This is a genomic window from Modicisalibacter sp. MOD 31.J (genome assembly GCF_020147985.1).
GTDB classification, from domain to species: Bacteria; Pseudomonadota; Gammaproteobacteria; order Pseudomonadales; family Halomonadaceae; genus Modicisalibacter; species Modicisalibacter coralii.
In genome coordinates this window covers 1,099,096-1,120,473 of the sequence record NZ_JAGXFF010000001.1, presented here as the reverse complement: position 1 = coordinate 1,120,473, position 21,378 = coordinate 1,099,096, and the positions used below count along the sequence as shown (strand labels likewise).

20 protein-coding genes and 1 tRNA gene are annotated in these 21,378 nt (G+C 67.7%); 7 read left to right on the top strand and 14 right to left on the bottom strand.

What is annotated here, in order from left to right; all coding sequences use genetic code 11:
* Window positions 1–62 precede the first annotated feature (62 nt).
* The 14 genes from KGR00_RS05010 to hemA all read right to left on the bottom strand — a co-directional run bounded on the left by KGR00_RS05010 (window position 63) and on the right by hemA (window position 15,190).
* Window positions 63–1,355, bottom strand: a complete 1,293-nt coding sequence (locus KGR00_RS05010) for an FAD-binding oxidoreductase (RefSeq protein ID WP_224417422.1) — start codon at window positions 1,353–1,355, stop codon at window positions 63–65.
* A gap of 163 nt (window positions 1,356–1,518) precedes the next feature.
* The gene (locus KGR00_RS05005; RefSeq protein WP_224417423.1) at window positions 1,519–2,592 is read right to left on the bottom strand and encodes a spermidine/putrescine ABC transporter substrate-binding protein; all 1,074 of its coding nucleotides are present in this window, start codon (window positions 2,590–2,592) and stop codon (window positions 1,519–1,521) included.
* Between the two features lie 26 nt (window positions 2,593–2,618).
* Window positions 2,619–3,980 (bottom strand): glutamine synthetase family protein, encoded by a 1,362-nt coding sequence (locus KGR00_RS05000; protein ID WP_129140072.1) that lies wholly within the window; start codon window positions 3,978–3,980, stop codon window positions 2,619–2,621.
* Window positions 3,981–4,088: 108 nt separating this feature from the next.
* On the bottom strand, window positions 4,089–5,153 hold the full coding sequence (locus tag KGR00_RS04995; RefSeq protein ID WP_224417424.1) for a spermidine/putrescine ABC transporter substrate-binding protein: 1,065 nt from the start codon (window positions 5,151–5,153) through the stop codon (window positions 4,089–4,091).
* Between the two features lie 40 nt (window positions 5,154–5,193).
* Entirely contained in the window at window positions 5,194–5,991 is a 798-nt protein-coding gene (locus tag KGR00_RS04990) for an ABC transporter permease (RefSeq protein ID WP_129140074.1), read from the bottom strand.
* Entirely contained in the window at window positions 5,988–6,908 is a 921-nt protein-coding gene (locus KGR00_RS04985) for an ABC transporter permease (RefSeq protein WP_129140075.1), read from the bottom strand. The genes KGR00_RS04990 and KGR00_RS04985 overlap by 4 nt, the downstream gene beginning before the upstream one ends.
* Window positions 6,909–6,919: 11 nt before the next feature.
* The gene (locus KGR00_RS04980; protein ID WP_224417425.1) at window positions 6,920–8,059 is read right to left on the bottom strand and encodes an ABC transporter ATP-binding protein; all 1,140 of its coding nucleotides are present in this window, start codon (window positions 8,057–8,059) and stop codon (window positions 6,920–6,922) included.
* An 81-nt stretch (window positions 8,060–8,140) separates the two neighbouring features.
* Complete coding sequence (locus KGR00_RS04975) at window positions 8,141–9,433, bottom strand: FAD-binding oxidoreductase (RefSeq protein WP_224417426.1); 1,293 nt, start codon at window positions 9,431–9,433, stop codon at window positions 8,141–8,143.
* Between the two features lie 153 nt (window positions 9,434–9,586).
* Window positions 9,587–10,522, bottom strand: coding sequence for a LysR family transcriptional regulator (locus tag KGR00_RS04970; protein WP_224417427.1), 936 nt, complete (start codon window positions 10,520–10,522; stop codon window positions 9,587–9,589).
* 10 nt (window positions 10,523–10,532) lie between these two features.
* On the bottom strand, window positions 10,533–11,285 hold the full coding sequence (gene moeB / locus KGR00_RS04965; RefSeq protein ID WP_224417428.1) for a molybdopterin-synthase adenylyltransferase MoeB: 753 nt from the start codon (window positions 11,283–11,285) through the stop codon (window positions 10,533–10,535).
* Between the two features lie 25 nt (window positions 11,286–11,310).
* Complete coding sequence (locus KGR00_RS04960; RefSeq protein ID WP_129140080.1) at window positions 11,311–11,811, bottom strand: Lrp/AsnC ligand binding domain-containing protein; 501 nt, start codon at window positions 11,809–11,811, stop codon at window positions 11,311–11,313.
* A gap of 171 nt (window positions 11,812–11,982) precedes the next feature.
* Window positions 11,983–12,822 (bottom strand): peptide chain release factor N(5)-glutamine methyltransferase, encoded by an 840-nt coding sequence (gene prmC / locus KGR00_RS04955; protein WP_224417429.1) that lies wholly within the window; start codon window positions 12,820–12,822, stop codon window positions 11,983–11,985.
* Window positions 12,822–13,907, bottom strand: a complete 1,086-nt coding sequence (gene prfA / locus KGR00_RS04950; protein WP_129140082.1) for a peptide chain release factor 1 — start codon at window positions 13,905–13,907, stop codon at window positions 12,822–12,824. Before prfA ends, prmC begins: the two co-directional genes overlap by 1 nt.
* Before the next feature lie 8 nt (window positions 13,908–13,915).
* Window positions 13,916–15,190, bottom strand: a complete 1,275-nt coding sequence (gene hemA / locus KGR00_RS04945; protein ID WP_224417430.1) for a glutamyl-tRNA reductase — start codon at window positions 15,188–15,190, stop codon at window positions 13,916–13,918.
* Between the two features lie 426 nt (window positions 15,191–15,616).
* Here hemA and KGR00_RS04940 point away from each other — a divergent pair, with 426 nt between their 5' ends.
* The 7 genes from KGR00_RS04940 to pth all read left to right on the top strand — a co-directional run bounded on the left by KGR00_RS04940 (window position 15,617) and on the right by pth (window position 21,375).
* Window positions 15,617–17,341: a tetratricopeptide repeat protein gene (locus KGR00_RS04940; RefSeq protein ID WP_224417431.1), complete on the top strand. Its 1,725-nt coding sequence runs from the start codon at window positions 15,617–15,619 to the stop codon at window positions 17,339–17,341.
* A 4-nt stretch (window positions 17,342–17,345) separates the two neighbouring features.
* The gene (gene lolB, locus KGR00_RS04935; RefSeq protein WP_224417432.1) at window positions 17,346–17,963 is read left to right on the top strand and encodes a lipoprotein insertase outer membrane protein LolB; all 618 of its coding nucleotides are present in this window, start codon (window positions 17,346–17,348) and stop codon (window positions 17,961–17,963) included.
* Window positions 17,960–18,811: a 4-(cytidine 5'-diphospho)-2-C-methyl-D-erythritol kinase gene (ispE, locus tag KGR00_RS04930; protein WP_224417433.1), complete on the top strand. Its 852-nt coding sequence runs from the start codon at window positions 17,960–17,962 to the stop codon at window positions 18,809–18,811. Before lolB ends, ispE begins: the two co-directional genes overlap by 4 nt.
* 69 nt (window positions 18,812–18,880) lie before the next feature.
* A tRNA-Gln gene (locus tag KGR00_RS04925) sits at window positions 18,881–18,955 on the top strand.
* Between the two features lie 66 nt (window positions 18,956–19,021).
* Complete coding sequence (locus KGR00_RS04920; protein ID WP_203234846.1) at window positions 19,022–19,963, top strand: ribose-phosphate pyrophosphokinase; 942 nt, start codon at window positions 19,022–19,024, stop codon at window positions 19,961–19,963.
* Between the two features lie 101 nt (window positions 19,964–20,064).
* Window positions 20,065–20,757 carry a 50S ribosomal protein L25/general stress protein Ctc gene (locus KGR00_RS04915; protein WP_129140087.1) on the top strand — a complete coding sequence of 231 codons (693 nt, stop codon included), beginning with the start codon at window positions 20,065–20,067 and terminating at the stop codon, window positions 20,755–20,757.
* A gap of 33 nt (window positions 20,758–20,790) precedes the next feature.
* Window positions 20,791–21,375: an aminoacyl-tRNA hydrolase gene (gene pth, locus KGR00_RS04910; protein WP_224417434.1), complete on the top strand. Its 585-nt coding sequence runs from the start codon at window positions 20,791–20,793 to the stop codon at window positions 21,373–21,375.
* Window positions 21,376–21,378 lie beyond the last annotated feature (3 nt).

Here is a 21,378-nt window from a genome sequence, read left to right as displayed (position 1 = left end):
TCTTACACGAAACGTTACACCGACTCGTTAGCACTCGGGACGAGCCGGCTCGGCGGCGAGGGTCAGATTCCCAACGCGTCGCGCATCCGATAATACCAGGCCCCCAGCGTGGTCATGGGCACGCTCAGCGTGCGCCCGCCGGGGAACGGCAGGTGTGGCAGACCGGCGAAGGCATCGAATCGCTCGCTCTGCCCCGCCAGGATCTCGGCGATCAGCCGACCCGCCAGGTGCGAGCAGGTCACGCCGTGGCCGGAATAGCCCTGGGCGTAATAGACGTTGGACTCGATGCGCCCGAACTGCGGCAGTCGGTTGAGCGTGAGCAGGAAGGTACCGCTCCAGGCGTAATCGACCTTGACGCCCGCCAGCTGGGGGAAGGTCTTCTCCAGCTTGGGCCGAATCACGCCTTCGATGCTCGCGGGATCCTGACCGCCATAGCTGACCCCGCCGCCGTAGAGCAGCCGGTTGTCGGCGGTGAGCCGGTAATAGTCGAGCAGGTAGTTGCAGTCCTCGACGGCGCGATCGGTGGGCAGGATCTCGCGAGCCCGCGCGGCGTCGAGCGGTTCGGTGGCGACGACCTGGGTGCTGGCGGGCATCGACTTGCCCTCGAGTTGCGGCATCAGGCCCTTCATGTAGGCGTTGCCGGCGAGCACCGCGCGCTCGGCGACGACCACGCCCTGGGGCGTGTGCAGGCGCACCGGCTCGCCGTGCTCGATCCGCGTCACCGGCGTCCGTTCATGGATCACCCCGCCCAGCGACTCCAGCGCCGCCGCCTGACCGAGCACCAGGTTGAGCGGATGCAGGTGGCCGCCGGAGTGATCGAGCAGGGCGCCGGTGTAGCGCTCGCTGCCGATCTCGCGCTGGTAGGCCTCGCCCTCGAGCAGCTCGAGCCGATCGTGGCCGTAACGTTCCCAGAGCGCCTTGTGCTCGACCAGCGCCTTGAACTGCTTGGCGTTGCAGGCCGCGAACAGATTGCCCTCCTTGAGGTCGCAGGCGATGTCGTAGCGCGCGATGCGCTCGCGAATGATACGGTTGCCCTCGAAGGCCATGTCGCCCAGCGCGCGGGCCGTGTCATCGCCGTAGCGCGACTCGATGACGTCCATGTCACGACTGTAGCTGTTGACGATCTGACCGCCATTGCGCCCGGAGGCCCCGAAGCCGACCCGGGCGGCCTCGAGGACGATCACCCGATGTCCCTGCTCGGCCAGGTGCAGGGCCGCGGAAATGCCGGTGAAGCCGGAGCCCACCACGCAGACGTCGCAACGGGTCTCGCCGCTCAGCGCGGGGCGCTCGGGGCTGGGATTGGCGGAGGCGGCGTAGTAGGACGCCACATGATCGGTCGGCGCGGGAGTCGGCATGACGAGCCTCCAGACGGAATCGATGAGTGTTGATTTTATTTGACACAATGACGCCATGTTACCGCCTCGGCGGTGACTAATCCAATCTCGTGGCGTCTTATTTGCAACGCATCACGAAAAATGGCCGGGACGGACCCGACCATTTCGCGCCCCTGGCGACGGCTCAGCGACTCAACGCCTCCGTCCACAACTGCTGGAGCCACTGCAACTGCTCGCCCTGCACCGAGGGCGTGAAGTGCAGCGCCCGTCGGGCCTCGGCGTCGGGCATCACCGGCGGTTGACGCAGCACCGCGTCGACCTGCTCGAGCGCCGCCTCGTTGGGGGTGGTGTAGTAGTTGTAGTTGGCCAGCCGGGCGGCCACCGCCGGGCGCAGCATGTAACGCACGAAGGCGCGGGCGGCCTCGGGATGCGGCGCGCGGGCGGGGATCGCCATCACGTCGACCCAACGCTGCGAACCCTCGCGGGGGATGAAGAAGCCGATCTTGTCGTATACCTCGGGGTTGTTCGCCTTGCGCGAGGCCAGATCGCCATTGTAGGCGATCCCCGCCTGGATCACGCCGCGCGCCAGTTGCTCGAGGGTCGCGGTGGCATCGACGAAGCCCACGAAGTTGTCGCGGTGACGGGTCTCGATCACCTCTCTGGCGGCCTTCTTCCAGGGCGCCTGGCCCACACAGTCGAACCCCTCGCCGAGATAGGCGCAGGCCGTGCCGAAGGTGAACTGGGCATCGCCCTTGAGCAGCGCGAAGGGCTGGTCGGGATTGACCGCGGGGTCGTAGAGCAGCGACCAGCTCGGCTCGGGATCCGGCCAGACCTCGGTGTTGTAGACGACGCCGGACGTGCCCCACAGGTAGGGCACGGTATAGCGCCCCTCGGGATCGTAGGCCGGCTTGCGGAACTCCTCGAGGATCGCCTCGCGGCCGGCCAGGTGCTCGCCCTCGCCGACCAGCGGCTGCACCAGCCCGGCCTGGATCATCCGCGGCATGAAGTAGCCCGACGGCACGATCACGTCGTACTGCGAGTCACCGCCGGTATTGAGCTTGGCGAACAGTTCGGCGTTGGAGTTGTAGTAGTTCTGCACCACCTCGATGCCGGTCTCCTGCTCGAAATCGGCGATGATCGACGGGTCCATGTAGTCGGACCAGTTGAACAGATTGAGCTGCCGCTCGGCGGCCAGCGCCGGCAGCGTCATGCCCAGCAGCCCCGCCGCCAGCAGCCCCTTGCGAATCGTCCCCTGCATGCTTGCCTCCTCTCCGGGAAACTGCCTCACACCCGCAACAGCAGGTGTTCGCGCTCCCAGGAACTGATCACTCCGAAATAGGCCGAATGCTCGGCGCGCTTGACTGCCAGGTAGCTGTTGGTGAAGCGTTCACCGAGCAGGTCGGCGAGCGGCTTGCACTCGCGCAGCGCGGCGAGCGCGGGGCCGATGTCGTCGGGCAGCTTGTTGCCCGCCGACCAGGCCGACCCGACCATCGGCGGCCGTGGATCGAGCTGGGCGAGCATGCCCAGATACCCGCAGGCCAGCGAGGCGGCCATCGCCAGATAGGGGTTGGAGTCGGCACCACCCAAGCGGTTCTCGATGCGCGTCGCCTCGGGCGCCCCCACCGGCACACGCAGGCCCACGGTGCGGTTGTCGTAGCCCCATTCGGTATTGACCGGGGCCGAGCCGCTGGTCTCGGTGCGCATCAGCCGCCGATAGGAGTTGACGTTGGGGGCGAAGAACGGCATCGCCGCCGGCAGGTATTGCTGCATGCCGCCGATGAAATGGTGGAACAGCCGGCTGGGCTCGCCGTCGTCGCCGGCGAAGACGTTACGGCCCTCGCCGTCGACCAGGCTCTGATGGATGTGCATCGAGCTGCCCGGCTCGTTGGCCATCGGCTTGGCCATGAAGGTGGCGTACATGCCGTGGCGCAGCGCCACCTCGCGCAGCGTGCGCTTGAAGATCACCACCTGGTCGGCCAGCTTGAGCGGGTCGCCGTGCTGGAAGTTGACCTCCATCTGCCCGGCGCCCTCCTCGTGGATCAGGGTGTCCAGATCCAGATCCATCGCCTCGCAGTAGTCGTACATCTCCTCGAAGAGTGGGTCGAACTCGTTGACCGCATCGATCGAGAACGACTGACGACTGCTCTCCTGCCGACCGCTGCGACCGACCGGCGGCTCCAGCGGGTAGTCGGAATCGGTGTTGGTCTTGACCAGGTAGAACTCCACCTCGGGCGCGACCACCGGGCGCCAGCCCCGCGCGGCGAAGAGCTCCAGTACCCGCTTGAGCACGCTGCGCGGCGACAGCTCCACGGGTTCGCCGGTGAGGTAATAGCAGTCGTGGATGATCTGCGCGGTGGGATCGTCGGCCCAGGGCACCAGGTAGACGGCACCGGGGTCGGGCACCAGTTGCATGTCGCGTTCGGCGGGATTCCAGAAACGGATGTCCTCGTCGTCCGGATAACCGCCGGTGACGGTCTGGATGAAGATCGAGTCGGGCAGACGCGGCCGGCCGCCGTTGAGGTACTTGCCGGCGGGCATGATCTTGCCCTTGAGGATGCCGGTCAGATCGCTGACCAGGCACTCCACTTCGGTGATGCCATGAGCATTGAACCATTCACTGAGTTCATGGCCGTTACGCTCGCTCATCGGAATATCCTTGATCGAAAGGCAGGTTAAGCGACGCCGCGACCGGTCTTGCCTCGGCACGACCGGTCGCCGCGGGCCGCGACGGCCGAGGCCGCCGCGGCGAAGGCCTCAGCGCGATTGCACTTCGGTCCACAGCTGGTTGAAGGTCTGCAGCTTGTCGCCATCGAGGCTGGGGGTGAAGTGCAGCTTGTCGATGTCGCTGTCGGCGGGGGTCACCGGCGGCTCGGTCAGCACCTCGTCGAGATAGGGCTTGGCGGCCGCATTGGGGCTCGAATAGTAGTTGTAGTTGGACAACTGGGCACCGATCTCGGGGTCGAGGATGAAGTTGATGAACTTGTGAGCCAGGTCCGGGTGCGGCGCCTGGGCCGGAATCATCATCGAGTCGACCCAGATCTCGGTGCCCTCGTCGGGAATCATGAACTTGATGTTCTTGAAGGTGTCGGGATTCTCTTCCTTGTAGAACAGGTAGTCGCCGTTGTAGGTGAGCGAGACGTGGGTCACCCCGCGGGCGAGCTGCTGCAGCGCCGGGGTGCCGTCGACGAAGCCGCTGAAGTTGCTGCGCTGCTTGGTCTCGAGCAGCAGCTTGGCACTCTCCTTCCAGGCATCGAGATCGGTGCAGTCATAGCCATGCCCCAGATAGGCACAGGCGGCCCCCATGCTGACCTGACCGTCGCCCATCAGGCCGAACGGGTAGCCGGGATTGACCTCGGGATCGAACACCAGCGACCAGCTCTTGGGGGCGTCGGGGAAGGTCTCGGCGTTGTAGACGATACCGGTGATCCCGTACTGGTAGGCGGCGGTGTACTCGCTGCCCGGGTCATAGGCCGTATCGCGGAACTTGTCCATGATGTTGTCGAAATTGGGGATCTTCGACTTGTCGAGCTTCTGGACCAGGCCGGTCTCGATCAGCCGCGGCACATAGTAGTTGGAAGGCACGATGATGTCGTACTGGGAGGCCCCGCCGGCCTTGAGCTTGGCGAACAGCTCGGGCAGCGAGTTGAAGTAGTTCTGGACCACCTCGACGTCGTACTTGTCCTCGAAGGACTTGATGATCGCCGGGTCCATGTACTGCGTCCAGTTGAACAGGTACAGCTTCTCCGAGGCCGCCTGGGCCCCGCCGGCCAGCAGGAGGCCACCGAGGACGGCGGCGAGTTGCGTCTTGATTGTTTTCATGGTGTCGCTCTCTCCTTGGTTCCCAGGGTCGTCGGACGCCTCAGCGGCGCCCTTGTCGGTTGAACAGCAGACTGATCACCGCCGCCAGGGCGACGGCGCCGATCATCAGCGCGGCGATGGCGTTGATCTCCGGCGTCACGCCCTTCTTGATCGCGCCCCAGATGTAGATCGGCAGCGTGGCGCTCTCCGGCCCGGCGGTGAAGAAGCTGATCACGAAGTCGTCGATCGACAGCGTGAAGGACAGGAAGAACGCCGAGATCAGCGCCGGCTTGAGGGTCGGCAGCAAAAAGTGCAGCGCGCGCTGGAACGGCGAGGCATAGAGATCCTTGGCGGCCTCGAACAGCGTCGGGTCGAGCCCCACGAAGCGCGAATAGACGATCAGCGCGACGAACGGGATCTGGAAGGTGACGTGGGCGATGATCATGGTGACCAGGCCCGGTTCCAGCAGTCCGGTCGCGCGGTTGATCTGCACGAAGAAGGCCATCTCGGAGATGCCGAAGACGATGTCCGGCAGCACGATCGGCAGATAGATCAGCACGATCAGCCAGCCCAGCTTGCGATGCCGGTGGCGATACATGCCATAGCCGATCAGACAGCCGATGACCAGGGCGATCACCGACGAGACGATCGCCAGCACCAGACTGTTCCAGAAGGCCGAGATGATCTGCTCGTTGCCCAGCAACTGGTGATACCAGCGCAGCGAGAAATGGGCGAAGTGGGCCGCGCTGTTGGCCGAGTTGAAGGAGAACAGCACCACCACCGCCAACGGCAGATAGAGGAACGCCAGGGTCAGCCACCAGAAGCCGGTCAGCGAGCGCGCGAGGGTCTTCTTTCTCATATCACCACCTCCTCGCCGCCGCCCAGGCGCTTGCCGATACGGCGCATGGCGTAGAGGCCGCCGAAGGTCGCCAGCAGCATGAGAATCGCCCCGGCCGCGCCCAGCGGCCAGTTGGAACCGCCGGCGAACTGATTGGCCACCAGGTTGCCCAGCATCATGCTCTTGCCGCCACCCAGCAGTTCGGGAATCACGTACATGCCGAACGCCGGGATCGCCACCAGTACGGTGCCCGCCAGCAGTCCGGGCAGGGTCTGCGGGAACACCGCGTGCCAGAAGGCGCGCACCGGCGAGGCGTAGAGGTCCTGGGCGGCCTGCACCTGGGCGACGTCGAGCTTCTCGAAGGCGGCGTAGAGCGGCAGCACCATGAACGGTAGGAAGTTGTAGACCAGCCCCAGGGTCACCGCGAAGTTGGAGGGGTAAAGCCCCATGTGCGGCCCGATCAGTCCCAGCGAATCGGCCAGATCGGAGAGCGGCGTGCCCGGCGCCAGCAGGTTCATCCAGCCGAAGGTGCGGATCACCTGATTGGTCCAGGAAGGCACCACCACCGCCAGCAGCATGATCGGCCGCCACTTTTCGCGACAGGTGGTGATGTAGTAGGCGATCGGATAGGCGACCACGACGACCAGCGCCGTCGACACCAGGGTCTGCCACAGCGAGCGCAGCAGGGTGTAGAGATTGCCCGGGCTCCAGCCCAGGAAACCGAAGCCGGCGAGCTGCTCGAAGGCGTCCAGCGACAGCGGCATCTGCGGCAGCCCGTAGGGCCCGTTGGTCATGAAGGCGACCGCCATCAGATAGACGCTGGGCAGCACCAGGAAGACGAAGATCCACACCGCCCCCGGCGCCACGCTGAACAGCAGATGCCGGGTCTCGCCGACCACCGCCCGGCGCCGCGATGAAAGCAGGGATGATTCCACCATGTGCGCTCTCCTCAGGCCGCGACGCGAACCAGATCTTCCGGGCAGACGCTGATCGTCACCCGGTCGCCGACGTCGTGCATGCGCTGGCCCAGATTGCTGGCCACGGCCATCAGCGTCCGGCCGTTGACCGACAGGCGGTACTCGATGCGGCTGCCGCGATAGAGACGTTCCTCGACGGTACCCTCGAGCCGGTTGTAGCCCTCCGGCACCTCGCCGTCCAGTTCCAGGGTCTCGGGACGGATCAGCAGCCAGCCGGCCTGATCGTCACGCTGTTCGGCGGGGTCGAGCCGCAGGCGGCCCAGCTCGGTGTCCACCCAGTCGTCCTCGCTGGCGGAGATCGCGAACAGATTGTCGTGACCCATGAAGCGCGCCACGAAGGCATTGGCGGGATGCTCGTAGACCTCGTTGGGCGTACCCACCTGCTGGATGATGCCGCCGTCGAGAACGGCGATGCGGTCCGACATCACCATCGCCTCGTCCTGATCGTGGGTGACGAACACGAAGGTCATGCCCAGGCGCTTCTGCAGGCGCTGCAGCTCCACCTGCAACTGGCTGCGCAGCCCCGCGTCGAGGGCCGACAGCGGTTCGTCGAGCAGCAGCACGTCGGGCTCGCAGATCAGGGCACGGGCCAGGGCGATACGCTGCTTCTGGCCACCCGAGAGCTGCTCGACGCGACGCTCGACCAGCGAGCCGAGCTGGATGAACTCGGCGACCTCGTCCACCTTGCGATGGCGCTCGGCGGCCGGCTCGCCACGCATGCGCAGGCCGAATGCCAGATTGTCGCGTACCGACAGGTGCGGAAACAGCGCATAGGACTGGAAGACGGTATTGACGCTGCGCCGGTGCGGTGGCGTGTCGGTGACGTCCTTGCCGCCGATCAGCAGCCGACCGTCGTTGGGCGCCTCGAGTCCGGCGAGAATCCGCAGCAGGGTGGTCTTGCCGCAGCCGGAGGGGCCCAGCAGGGTGAAGAACTCCCCCGCCTCGATGGTCAGATCGACGCCGTCGAGGGCCACGGTGTCCTTGCCGAAACGCTTGTGCAGGCCCTTGAGCTCGATGGACGACGCCTCGCGGGGCCGGGCTGCCCGGGCGTCCGCCCCGGACGTTTCGGCCTGCTGGGTTGCGGCCGTGGCGGCCGCCGTGGGGTCACTCATCGCAACACTCCCCTCTTGTTGTCGGGATATCACGGCGTCGTCGAACGCCGCCAGGGATGCTCGTGTGTCTATCCAGGCCCGTCAGAGCCGGTCCCGCAGCTTGTAGAAATGGGTGGCCAGCACCAGCAGCGGCGTACGCAGCCAGCGACCGCCCGGAAACGGCCGATGGGGCATCGCCGAGAACGTCTCGAAGCGTTCGGCGTGCCCGGCCAGCGCCTCGGCCAGCAGCTTGCCGGCCAGCCCCGCCAGCGACATGCCGTGGCCGGAATACCCTTGAGCGTAGAAAAGATTGCCGTCCAGGCAGCCGAAATCGGGGGCACGGTTGAGCGTGATCGCCACGTCACCGCCCCAGCGATAGTCGATGCGCACGCCCTTGAGCGCCGGAAACAGCCGGGCGATCTTGGCATCCATGCGCGCCTGGAGCCGACGGGGTTCGCGGCCGTCGTAGCTCACCTCGCCACCGTAGATCAGGCGGCGATCGCCCGACAGGCGGTAGTAGTCGAGCACGAAATTGGCGTCGGAAAGCGCGTCGTTGCGCGGCAGGACCCGGGCCACCTGGTCATCGCCGAGCGGCTCGGTGGCGATGATGTAGTTGGCGGCACGCATGATGCGCCCGTCGAGCTCCGGGACCAGGCCGTTCAGGTAGGCGTTGGCCGCCAGCACCACGTGGTCGGCGGTCAGCGTGCCCTGGGCGGTGCGCACCCGGGCCGGCGAGCCGCGCTGGATGGCGACGACCGGACTGTGTTCGTGGATCGTCACCCCGGCGCGCTGGGCGGCGCGCGCCAGGCCCAGGGTGTAGTTGAGCGGATGCAGGTGGCCGCCCTCGGCGTCGTAGAGCGCCGCCGGATAGGCGTCGGTGACCACGTGCTCGCGCAGCGCCTCGCCCTCGAGCAGCGAGAGCGCCGGATAGTCGTAGCGCTCGGCCAGGGTGTCGCGGAATTCGCGCAGCTCGCGCACGTGCCGCGGCTTGACCGCGGCGTGCAGGTAACCCCAGCTCAGGTCACAGGGGATATCATGGCGCCTCACCAGATCGGCGGTGAGACGCACCGACTCGCGGCTCATCTCCCAGATCGCCCTGGCGCGCTCGTGACCCAGGGCCTTCTCGACCACGCCGATGTCGGTACCCAGCCCCGGCAGGACCTGACCGCCGCTGCGCCCCGAGGCCCCGTAACCGATCTCGCCGGCCTCCAGCAGCGCCACCCGATAGCCGCGCTCGGCCAGGTGCAGCGCCGCCGAACAGCCGGTCACCCCGCCGCCCACCACGCAGACGTCGACCCGCGAGTCGCCGGCCAGCGGCGGGGTCGGCGCCAGCGTCACGGCGATGCTGGCGTTGTAGTAGGAAGCGGGGCGTCGCAGGGCGGCGGCTGCATTCATGTCGGAAGTCCCGAAGACGGCCATCGGTGATGACTCGAATTGTTGTTGAATTCTTTCACCGTTTCGAGAAAACGATCACGGTGCTTTCCGTAAGTCTGACACCAAAACGCTATCGATTGTCAAGTATTCAATAACACACCTGACGACAAAGGATCACGAGTCGACGGCGGCCGCCTGCTCGGCCAGCGCCTCCAGAAAGGCGTCGAGCACCCGATGCGGGCGTCGCCCGCGCCGGGTCAGGATGACGAAGTCGGTGAAGAACTGTTCGCGTGACGGCACCAGCGCCCGCAGGCGCCCCGCCGCCACCCAGGGCGCGGCCAGGTGATCCGGCAGATAACCGATGAAGCGCCCGGTGAGGATCAGAAAGGCCGTGCCCTCGCGATCCGAGGCCGTGGCCCGGCCATCCAGCCACTCGATACGCTCGCGGGCCGCCGTCGGCAACGGATAGCCGGGTACCACGGCTTCCTGGGCCTGCAGGAGCGCCGTGTCGATCTGCGCATCGGGCACGGCGAACAGTGGGTGATCGTCGGCACAGTAGAGCAGCGAGCGCTCGCTGTAGAGCGGCTGGACGTCGAGACTGGCGAGGCGGTTGACATCGGGCACCACGCCCAGGTGCAGGCCGCCGTCGAGCACCGCCAGGGCGATGTCGTCGGGGGGCGTCATGTGAATGTTGATGCGTACGTCCGGTCCCCGCGCCTTGAGCTGCGCCAGGGCCCGGGTGATGTGCATGCGCGGCAGGCTGACCAGGTTGTCGGTGATGCCGATGTTGAACTCGCCGCGCAGGGTCCGGTGCAGGCCATTGACCTCGGTGCGGAAGGTCTCCAGCGAGGCGAGCAGCGTCAGGGCCGCCCGATAGACCTCGCGCCCCTCTTCGGTCAGCGCGAAGCCCCCTCGCCCGCGCTGGCACAAGCGCAGACCCAGCCGCTTCTCGAGATCGTTCATGTGCACGCTGATCGCCGAGCGGCTGATCCCCAGCGGCACCTCGGCGGCGGTGAAGCCGCCGCTTTCGGCGACGGTCTTGAAGATGCGCAGCAGGCGAATGTCGAAGTCGCTGACCTGACCGAGTAACGTCGCCTTGCGCTCGCCCATGCGGATTCGCCTAGCGTGGCGCGCACACCGGACAGGCCGGGTCGCGCGGTACGTTGAAGCGCCGCCACTCGCCGGTCAGCCCGTCGAAGGTCGACAGACCCCGGTGGGGCGTGCCGGCACCGCTGATCAGCTTGAGGGCCTCGAGCGCCTGGAAGGTGCCGATCATCCCCACCAGCGGCCCCGCGACGCCGTTCTCGGCACAGCGCAATTCGTCGTCCTCGCCCCCCGCCTGCGGTGGATACAGGCAGGCGTAGCAGGGGCCGTCGGGCTGATGCGGGTCGAAGACCGCGAGCTGGCCGGAAAAGCGGATCGCCGCCCCCGAGACCAGCGGTCGACGGGTCGCCAGGCAGGCCCGGTTGATCGCGTAGCGGCTGGCGAAGCGGTCCGTGCAGTCGAGCACCACGTCGGCCTCGGCGGCCGCTTCGCGCAGCGCATCGTCGCCCAGGTGGCGGGGGATCGCGCGCACCTCGCAGCCGTCGTTGAGCGCCCCGATCGCCGCCGCCGCGGACTCGGCCTTGTTGCGACCGATGTCGGCCTGGCGATGGGCGATCTGGCGCTGCAGGTTGCTCAGCTCGACGGCATCGGCATCGGCGATGGTCAAGCGCCCCACACCGGCGGCGGCCAGATAGAGCGCCACCGGCGACCCCAGGCCACCGGCGCCGATGATCAGCGCATGGCCGGCCAGCAGACGCTCCTGGCCGTCGATGTCGATCGGCTCGAGCAGGATCTGGCGGCTGTAGCGCAACAGCGAGGCGTCGTTCATGGTCCTCCAGAACGTCTGAATGGCACTATTTCTCCTCCAACTGCTCGAGCTCCGGCACGTGCAGGGAGAATTCCTCCTTGACCTCTTCCATCACCACATAGCTCTTGGATTCCTTGACCCCGGGCAGCGTCAGCACGACGTCGCCGAGCAACTGACGATACGCCGACATCTCGGGAATCCGGCACTTGAGGATATAGTCGAACTGCCCCGACACCAGATGGCACTCCTGGATCTGCGGCAGCTTGGCCACGGCGCGGCGAAACTCGTCGAACACCGCCGGCGACTGGGTCTCGAGACAGATCTCGACGAACACCAGCAGATTGGCCTTGAGCGCCCGCGGATCGAGGATGGCGCGATAGCCGCGGATGATGCCCGCCCGCTCCAGGCGCTTGACGCGCTCCAGGCAGGGCGTGGTCGACAGCCCCACCTGCGAGGCGAGATCGACATAGGAGATGCGGGCGTTGTCCTGCAGACAGCGCAGGATGTTGAGATCGATACGGTCCAGCGATCGGGTCTTGGCTTTCATTGTTGGATGGATCCCTGCTGCTCGATGGCGGAACAATCACCTGAATTTGCCGACGCGAGCAGCAACGAACGACAAAACAACGGACAAATCCCCACGGAGATAGCCGAAATTATCGATCGGGCTCGGCTATACCATAGTCTTACCACATTCCCCCGCGGGATCACCAGCGTGTCAGCCGGGCCAGCATCCCTGGGTCACCCGCGGCAGTCCGGCCAGATCGTCGTGGGTGACGATCGAACAGAAGCCGGCGGCGGCGAAGGCCTCGCGCAGCGCCTCGCCCTGGGCCATGCCGTGTTCCAGGAGCAGGTGCCCGCCCGGCTCGAGATGCTCGCGCCCGGCGTCGATCAGGTGCTCGAGATCGGCCAGTCCCGCGCCCTCGGCGACCAGCGCCGAAGGCGGCTCGAAGCGCACGTCGCCCTGCGCCAGATGCGGATCGTCGGCGGCCAGGTAGGGCGGGTTGGCGACGATCAGGGTGAAGCGCCGCGCCTCGAGCCCGGCGAACCAGTCGCCGACCCGAAAGACCGCATTGGCGAGCCCCAGGCGCGCGGCGTTGTCACGGGCCAGCGCGACCGCCGCCGGCACCCGGTCGATGCCGGTCACCCGCCAGGCCGGGCGCTCGCTGGCCAGCGCCAGGGCGATCGCCCCGCTGCCGGTGCCCAGATCCAGCACCTCAGCGGCAATCGCGGGCGTGCAGGCCAGCGCCGCCTCGACCAGCCGCTCGGTATCCGGTCGCGGAATCAAGGTCGAAGCCCGGGTCTGCAGCCGCAGCCCCCAGAACTCGCGCTCGCCGGTGAGGTAGGCGACCGGACGCCCCTCGGCCCGGGCCGCCACCAACGCCGCGAAACGCGCGTGCTCGAAGCCCGCGACGTCATGGTCGTTCCAGGTATACAGCCAGGTGCGGTCGCGCCCCAGCACGTGCCCCAGCAGCACTTCGGCGTCGAGACGCGGCGTCGGCGAGCCGGCCTCGCGCAGCCGGGCGGCGGCCCCGGCGAGCAACCGATCGAGGCGCATCAGGCGTCCTGCAGCGCGGCCAGGCGCTCGGCCTGGTATTCGTTGACCAGCGGCCCGACCACCTCGTCGAGCTCGCCGGCCATCACCTCGCCGAGCTTGTAGAGGGTCAGGTTGACGCGATGATCGGTGAGCCGGCCCTGGGGAAAATTGTAGGTGCGGATACGCTCGCTGCGATCGCCCGAGCCGACCAGTGACTTGCGGGTGTCGGCCTGCTGGCGGCGCTGGCTGTCCACGGCGCTCTGCTTGAGCCGCGCGGCGAGCAGCGACATCGCCTTGGCACGGTTCTTGTGCTGGCTGCGCTCCTCCTGGCACTCCACCACCACGCCGGAGGGCAGGTGAGTGATGCGGATCGCCGAGTCGGTGGTGTTGACGTGCTGGCCGCCGGCGCCGCTGGAGCGGAAGGTGTCGACGCGCAGGTCGTTGGGATCGATGTCGACGTCGCCGACCTCCTCGGCCTCGGGCATCACCGCCACCGTGCAGGCCGAGGTGTGGATGCGTCCCTGGGACTCGGTGGCCGGCACCCGCTGCACGCGATGCGCGCCGGACTCGAACTTGAGCCGGGCATAGACGCCCTCGCCGCGCACCCGGGCGATGATCTCCTTGTAGCCGCCCTGCTCGCCATGGCTGGCGCTGACCACCTCGACCTTCCAGCCGACCTTCTCGGCGTAGCGCGAATACATGCGAAACAGGTCGCCGGCGAACAGCGCCGCCTCGTCCCCGCCGGTACCGGCACGAATCTCCAGGAAGACGTTGCGGTGGTCGTCGGGGTCGCGGGGCACCAGCAGCTGCTTGAGGCGCTCCTCGAGGGCCGCCAGGCGGTCGCGACCCTCGCGCAACTCCTCCTCGGCCATCTCGCGCATCTCGGCATCGCTGTCGGCGCAGAGCTGCTCGGCGGCCTCGATGTCGCCCTCGGTGGCCCGGTAGGCCTGCCAGGCCTCGACCAGCGACTCGAGCTCGGCGTACTCGCGGGAATAGTCGCGAAAGCGCGCCTGGTCGCCGATCACCTCCGGCTCGGCGAGCAGCGCGGCCAGCTCCTCGAAACGGTCCTGAAGGCTTTCCAGACGTTGGCGCAGTGACGCTTTCATGCAGTGTCCTATGGCGGGTCCTGGGAGACGGCGGCAGGGTCGAGCAGCAGGGCCTCGGCCGCCTGGATGATGTCGTGACGCTCGGCGCCCGAGGCTTCGCGCAGACGCAGGGTGGGCCCGTGCAGCAGCTTGTTGGTGAGCTGCTGGCTGAGCCGGCGCAGGACCTTTTCCGGGTCCTCGCCGCGCGCCAGCTGGGCGAGCGCCTGAGCCTCGCTGGCCTGGCGCAGCGCCTCGCCCTGCTCGCGATAGCGGCGGATCAGATCGCCGGCCCCGCGCACGCGGCGCTCGTGCTGCCAGTGACCGACCCCCTGATGGATCAACTCCTCGGCCTGGTCGGCGGCGACCTGGCGATGACGCCGGTTCTCCTCGATCACCTCGTGGAGGTTGTCGACGGTATAGAGGAAGACGTCGTCGAGCTCGCCGACCTGAGGCTCGATGTCCCGGGGCACGGCGATGTCGACCATGAAGATCGGCCGATGCCGGCGCAGTTTCAGCGCCCGCTCGACCATCCCCTTGCCGAGGATCGGCAGCGGCGAGGCGGTCGAGGAGATCACGATGTCGGCGCGCCCCAGGGCATCGGGAATCTCGCCGAGGGTGATCGCCTGACCGCCGAACTCACCGGCCAGGTGTTCGGCGCGCTCGCGGGTGCGGTTGGCGACGATCAGCTCACGGATGCCCGCCTCGCGAAGGTGGCGGGCGACCAGTTCGATGGTCTCGCCGGCACCCACCAGCAAGGCCCGGGAACTCGAGAAGTCATCGAAGATGCGACTCGCCAGACTGACCGCGGCGTAGGCCACGGATACCGGGTTCTCGCCGATACCGGTCTCGGTGCGCACCTGCTTGGCCACCGCGAAGGTATGCTGGAAGAGCCGCTCCAGCTCGCCGCCCAGCCCCTGGTGGAGGCGTGCCTGCTGGTAGGCCTCCTTGATCTGGCCGAGGATCTGCGGCTCGCCGAGCACCATCGAATCCAGCCCCGAGGCCACCCGCATCAGGTGCCGGGCGGCGGCCTCGTCGAGATAATGGTAGGCGCAGTGGGTCAGCGTCTCGACCGGCAGGTCGTGGAAGCGCCCCAGCCAGTCGAGCACCGCCTGCTCGCCCTGCGACTCGGTGACGCAATAGAGTTCGGTGCGATTGCAGGTCGACAGCACCGCCGCCTCGCGGATCGCCGGCAGCGCCTTGAGCTGCGTCAGCGCCGCCTCGAGCTGGGTCGGCGTGAAGGCGACCTGCTCGCGCACCGCGACGTCGGCGGTCGTGTGATTGATTCCCAGAGCCAGAAGCGTCATTGCAGTCAGGGCCGTTGGATCCTAGGCGAGTGATTACGCTGAAACGTCGATGACGGGAAGGCCCGCCCACCAAGCAAGGCGCGGATGCACCGGCGCCTCCCGACGCGTCGAATGGCCGCCATGACGGTATAAGGTGCCGTTCGCACCGGCCCGCGCCAGACGCGCCTGAATTATTATGGTTGGCCACGATCGGGCGCATCAGTCTACCACAACGGCGCCAACCGTGGGCACGGGGCAAGCGCAGCGCGTCCACGTGGTCGGTAGCGCTTTGCCCGACATCGGCGAACCGGTATGCTGAACCCAGCTCCCGGCCCTGCCGGCAAGGACGCTCAACGGGAATGACCGGCACCCCGGCCGGTCTGTCAAGGCGCGAGCGGCTCGCCGATCCGGCGACTCGCCGACGAGCGGCTCACCAACGAGGAACGCATGCACGCACGCTGGCTTGTGACGACATTGACCGCCACCTGGCTGGCGGGCTGCCAAAGCTTGACGCCGCCGCCGACGCAAGTGGCGGACCCCATGGCCACCGCACCGCCCATCGAGTCGGGTCTCGACGCCGACAGCCTGGCGACCCTGATCACCGCCGAACTGGCCGGCCAGCGTGGCCAGTTCGGCGAGGCCGCCCAGGGCTATCTGAAGACCGCCCGACGCTATCATTCGCCGGCCCTGGCCGAACGTGCCACCCTGGCGGCGCGCTATGCCGACGACCCGTCGCAGCTGACCCGCGCCGCCGAGACCTGGCAGGCCCTGGCGCCCGATGCCGAGGCCCCGGCCCGCCTGCTCGCCGGCATCGCCCAGCAGCGCGGCGACTGGACGGGCAGCCTGGAACAGCGCCTGACCCTGGCCCGGCGCGACGGCCAGGGCGACCTGACCGGCTTCGCCGAGGCCGCCCTGGAACAGGGCGCCGCCCTGCCCCCGCTGATCGCCCGCCTGCGTCGCTTCATCGACCATCAGCCGGACCACCCCGACGCCCTGCTCGCCACCGCCCTGCTCGAAGCGGGCAACGGCAACGTCCAGCGTGCCGACGAACGCCTCGACCGGCTCGCCGCGCGCCACCCCGACCTGCCGGACCTGTGGCTGGCCAAGACGCGCATCGCCCTGCAGCAGGGCCGGGACGCGGCGGCCCGGGATGCGGCGAAACGCGGGCTCGACCTCGCCCCCGACGACAGCCGGCTGATCCTGCTGCTCGCCCAGGCCCAACTGCGTCTGGGCAACGTGGATGCCGCCCAGTCGCAACTCGATGCCCTGATCGCGCAACACGCCGACGCACCGCAGTTGCGCCTGGCCCTGGCACAACTGTATCTCGGCGAAGGCTATCCGGACCCGGCCAAGCGTCTGCTGCTGCCGCTGATCGACGACGAGCCCAGCCCGCCACTGGCCTTCATCCTGCTCGGCAACGTCGCCGAACAGGAGGGCGAAATCGACAACGCCCTTCTCTATTACCGGCAGGTTCCGCCCGGCGACGGCTTCCTCGAGGCGCGCCAGCGCGGCGCACGGATGCTGGCCGATGCCGGACGGCTCAGTGATGCCCGCACCTTCCTGCACATCGAGCGGCTGCGCCACCCCGAAGCCTTCGGCGACCTGATCGCGCTCGAGGTCGACCTGCTCGGCGATCAGGGCGAGGATACGGCGGCCGATGCGCTGCTCGATCGTGCCCTGTCGAGCCACCCCGACGACGTCCAGCTGCGCTTCATGCGGGCCATGCGGCATTACCACGACGACGATCTCGCGGGCATGGAGCGTAACCTGCGATACATTCTGGAACGTCATCCCGACAATGCCACGGCGCTCAACGCCCTGGGCTATACGCTCGCCGACGAGACCTCGCGGCTCGACGAGGCGCGTCAACTGATCGAGCACGCCCACCGTCTGGCGCCCGACGACCCGGCAATCATCGACAGCATGGGCTGGCTCCAGCATCGACTCGGCAACGACGAGGCCGCCCTGCCCTACCTGCGCGATGCCTATCGGCGCCAGCCCGATCCGGAGATCGCCGCGCACCTCGCCGAGGTCCTCTGGCGACTCGGCCACCGCAGCGAGGCACGCGCCCTGGTCGCCGACACCCTGGAGCGCTTCGACACGCATCCGCCGATCGACGACCTGATCCAGCGCCTCCCGTCACTCGCCCCCGCATCCACGCAACCGGAGTAACGCCATGCGACGGCTAGCCATTCTGACCCTGAGCCTGCTCCTGCTGGGCGGCTGTGCCAGCCAGGCGCCCACGCCCGAGACGCCACGCGAAGCGGGCGACTGGGCCGCCCAGCAATCGCGACTGGAGGCCTTCGATCACTGGCGCCTGGCCGGCAAGGTCGGCCTGCGCACCCGCGACGACGCGACCAGCGCCAACCTCGACTGGACCCAGCGGGGCGCCGATTACCGGATGCTGATCAGCGGCCCCTTCGGCAGTGGCCGCAGCGTGCTCGAGGGCGGCCCCGACGGCGTCGTGCTGACCACCGGCGACGGCCGCTACGAAGCCGATACCCCGGAGAGGCTGATGGAACGCCAGCTCGGCTGGTCGTTGCCGGTCTCGGCGCTCGACGACTGGATTCGCGGGCTGCCGGCTCCGGTGGTCGCCCACCGCATGACCCGCGACGATCTGGGCTTCCCGGAGCGCCTGCGTCAGGCGGGCTGGACCATCGACTACCGCGCCTGGACCCGGGCCGACGGGCTGTGGCTGCCCAGCCGGGTGGTCATGACCTTCGCCGACCTGCGCGCCACCCTGGTGGTCAACGCCTGGCATCCCGAGGGCGAGGACGCCAACCGAGCGCCATGAACGAACTGGTCCTGCCCGCGCCGGCCAAGCTCAACCGGCTGCTGCACATCACCGGTCGGCGCGACGACGGCTACCACGAGCTGCAGACGCTCTTCCAGTTGCTCGATCACGGCGACACGCTGCACTTTCGCCGCCGCGACGACGAGCGCATCAGCCTGTCGCCGGGCGTGCCCGGCGTGGCCCACGAGAACAATCTGGTGGTGCGCGCCGCCCGCCTGCTGCAACGCGCCAGCGGCTGTCGCCTGGGGGCCGACATCCGCCTCGACAAGCGCCTGCCGATGGGTGGCGGCCTGGGCGGCGGCAGCTCCAACGCCGCGACCGCCCTGCTGGGGCTCAGCCGGTTATGGTCGCTGCCGCTCGATCTCGACACCCTGGCCGCGCTGGGGCTCGAACTCGGCGCCGACGTACCGGTCTTCGTCCGCGGCCGTTCCGCCTGGGCCGAAGGGATCGGCGAACGCCTCGTTCGCGTCGCGCTCGACGACGACTGGTTCGTGGTCCTGCATCCCGGCGTGGAGGTCGCCACGGCGGCGGTGTTCCAGGCCCCGCAATTGACACGCGACACCCCCCCCATTAGTATGGCGCGCGCACTGCAGGAGGGGCCGCCGGCCTGGCACAACGATTGTCAGCCGACGGTGTGCCGGCTCTACCCGGCCGTCGGCGAGGCACTGGGCTGGTTGTCGGACTTCGCTCCCAGCCTGCTGACCGGGACCGGCGCCTGCGTCTTCTGCCGATTGACGCAGGAAAGCGAGGCGGATAGCATACTCTCCCGTGTTGGCACCGGCTGGCAGGCCTTCAAGGCGCGTGGCTGCAACACGTCTCCCCTCCACCAGGCGCTGGGCCTGGCCTGACGGCCGACAGCGTCATGGCAGTCCGATCCGCGGCAGACCCAGGCCGTGGTGGGCTCGGGAAAAAGTTGCTGGGGTATAGCCAAGTGGTAAGGCAGCGGTTTCTGGTACCGCCATTCCCAGGTTCGAATCCTGGTACCCCAGCCAATTCCTCCGAGCACGACTGCACAACCCCGCTCCTGAGATCCCCCAAGACTCCAAAGGTGGCTGCGCGTGTCTAAATTGATGGTTTTCGCCGGGAACGCCAATCCCGAACTCGCCCGCAAGGTGGCCGAGGCCCTCGACAATCGGCTGGGCCATGCCACGGTCGGCCAGTTCAGCGACGGCGAGATCGCGGTCGAGATCAACGAGAACGTTCGCGGCAAGGACGTCTTCATCCTGCAGTCCACCTGCGCCCCGACCAACGACAACATCATGGAACTGATCCTCATGGTGGACGCTCTGCGGCGCGCTTCCGCCACCCGGATCACCGCCGTGGTGCCCTACTTCGGCTATGCCCGCCAGGATCGCCGGGTGCGCTCCGCCCGCGTGCCGATCTCCGCCAAGGTAGTAGCCGACATGATGGTCAAGGCCGGGGTCGACCGGGTGATGACCATGGACCTGCACGCCGATCAGATCCAGGGCTTCTTCGACGTGCCGGTGGACAACGTCTACGGCTCGCCGATCCTGCTCGACGACATCGAGCGCCAGAATTACGACGACCTGGTGGTGGTCTCGCCGGACGTCGGCGGCGTGGTACGGGCCCGCGCCATCGCCAAGCAGCTCAACGCCGACCTGGCGATCATCGACAAGCGCCGCCCCCAGGCCAACCAGGCCCAGGTGATGCACATCATCGGCGACATCGACGACCGCACCTGCGTGGTGGTCGACGACATGGTCGACACCGCCGGCACCCTGTGCAAGGCCGCCGAGGCGCTCAAGGACCACGGCGCCCGCCGCGTCGTCGCCTACGCCACGCACCCGATCCTGTCGGGCCCGGCCGTCGACAATATCAGCGGCTCGGTACTTGACGAACTCGTCGTGGCCGATACCATTCCGCTTTCCGAACCGGCACGTCGCAGCGGCAAGATTCGCCAACTGTCGGTGGCCGGGCTGATCGCCGAAGCGATTCGCCGCGTCAGCAACGAGGAATCCGTCAGCGCGATGTTCCATTAAGGAGTCGCGCGGATACGCGCGCCGTCGAGGCGCTACTGGAAACGGCATCGCTTGGTCGCGGGCGATGCCGATTTCCTTATTTCGACCCCGAGAGGTTAACCATGTCCGATTATCAATTGTCCGCCAACGTTCGACACGACCTGGGGAAAGGTGCGAGCCGCCGCCTGCGTCGTAAGAACGAGCAAGTCGCTGCCATCATCTACGGCGGCGAGAAGGCCCCGCAGCCGATCACCATCGACAAGCCGGCCTTCTACAAGGCGATCGAAGAAGAAGCCTTCTTCTCCTCGATCATCACCATCGACGTCGAGGGCAGCAAGGAACAGGTCGTCATCCGCGACCTGCAGCGTCACCCGTACAAGGCGCTGGTGACCCACGCCGACTTCCTGCGTGTCGATGCCACTCACGCCATGACCATGCACGTGCCGCTGCACGTGGTCGGCGAAGAGAACTGCAAGGGCATCAAGGAACAGGACGGCGTGCTGCACGTGCTGGCCACCGACGTGACCATCAGCTGCCTGCCCAAGGACCTGCCCGAGTACCTCGAGGTCGACATCAGCGACCTGGAACTGGGCGACACCCTGCACCTGTCCGACCTCAAGCTGCCGGCCGGCGTGACGCTGGTCGAGCTGAGCCATGGTGAAGAGCACGACGCCGGCGTGGTCAGCATCACCCGTCCGACCCGCGGTACCACCGAGGAAGGCGACGCGGAAGAAACCGAGACGCCGACCGAAGTCGAACAGCGTGCCGAGGAAGAAGCCGGCAACGAGGGCGAGGAAGACGGCAAGGCCGAGTAATCGGCTTTGCCGTACCACCAGCAAGGCACCCGCATGAGCCACGTCAAAGCGATCATCGGCCTGGGCAACCCGGGCTCGAATTACGCCGAAACCCGGCACAATGCGGGGGCCTGGCTGGTCGACGCCCTGGCGCGCGACAGCCATACACCGCTGCGCATGGAGAAGAAGTTTCTCGGCGACTACGCCAAGATCCACTTCGCCGGTCACGAGCTGCACCTGCTCAACCCGACCACCTTCATGAACCGCAGCGGCGCGGCTGTCGCCGCGCTCTGCCAGTTCTTCAAGATCGCCCCCGAGGAACTGCTCGTCGCCCATGACGAACTGGACATCGCCCCCGGCACCGCCCGCTACAAGCGCGACGGCGGCCACGGCGGTCACAACGGCCTGCGCGACACCATCAGCGCGCTGGGCAATCGCAAGGACTTCCACCGCCTGCGCATCGGCATCGGCCACCCCGGCAGTGCCAAGCAGGTCACCAACTATGTACTGGGCCGCCCCGGCAAGGCCGAACGTCAGGCCATCGACGCCGCCATCGACGAGTGCATCGCCACCCTGCCCGACGCCCTCTCCGGCGACAGGGCCAAGGCCATGAACCGGCTGCACAGCTTCAAGCCATAAGAA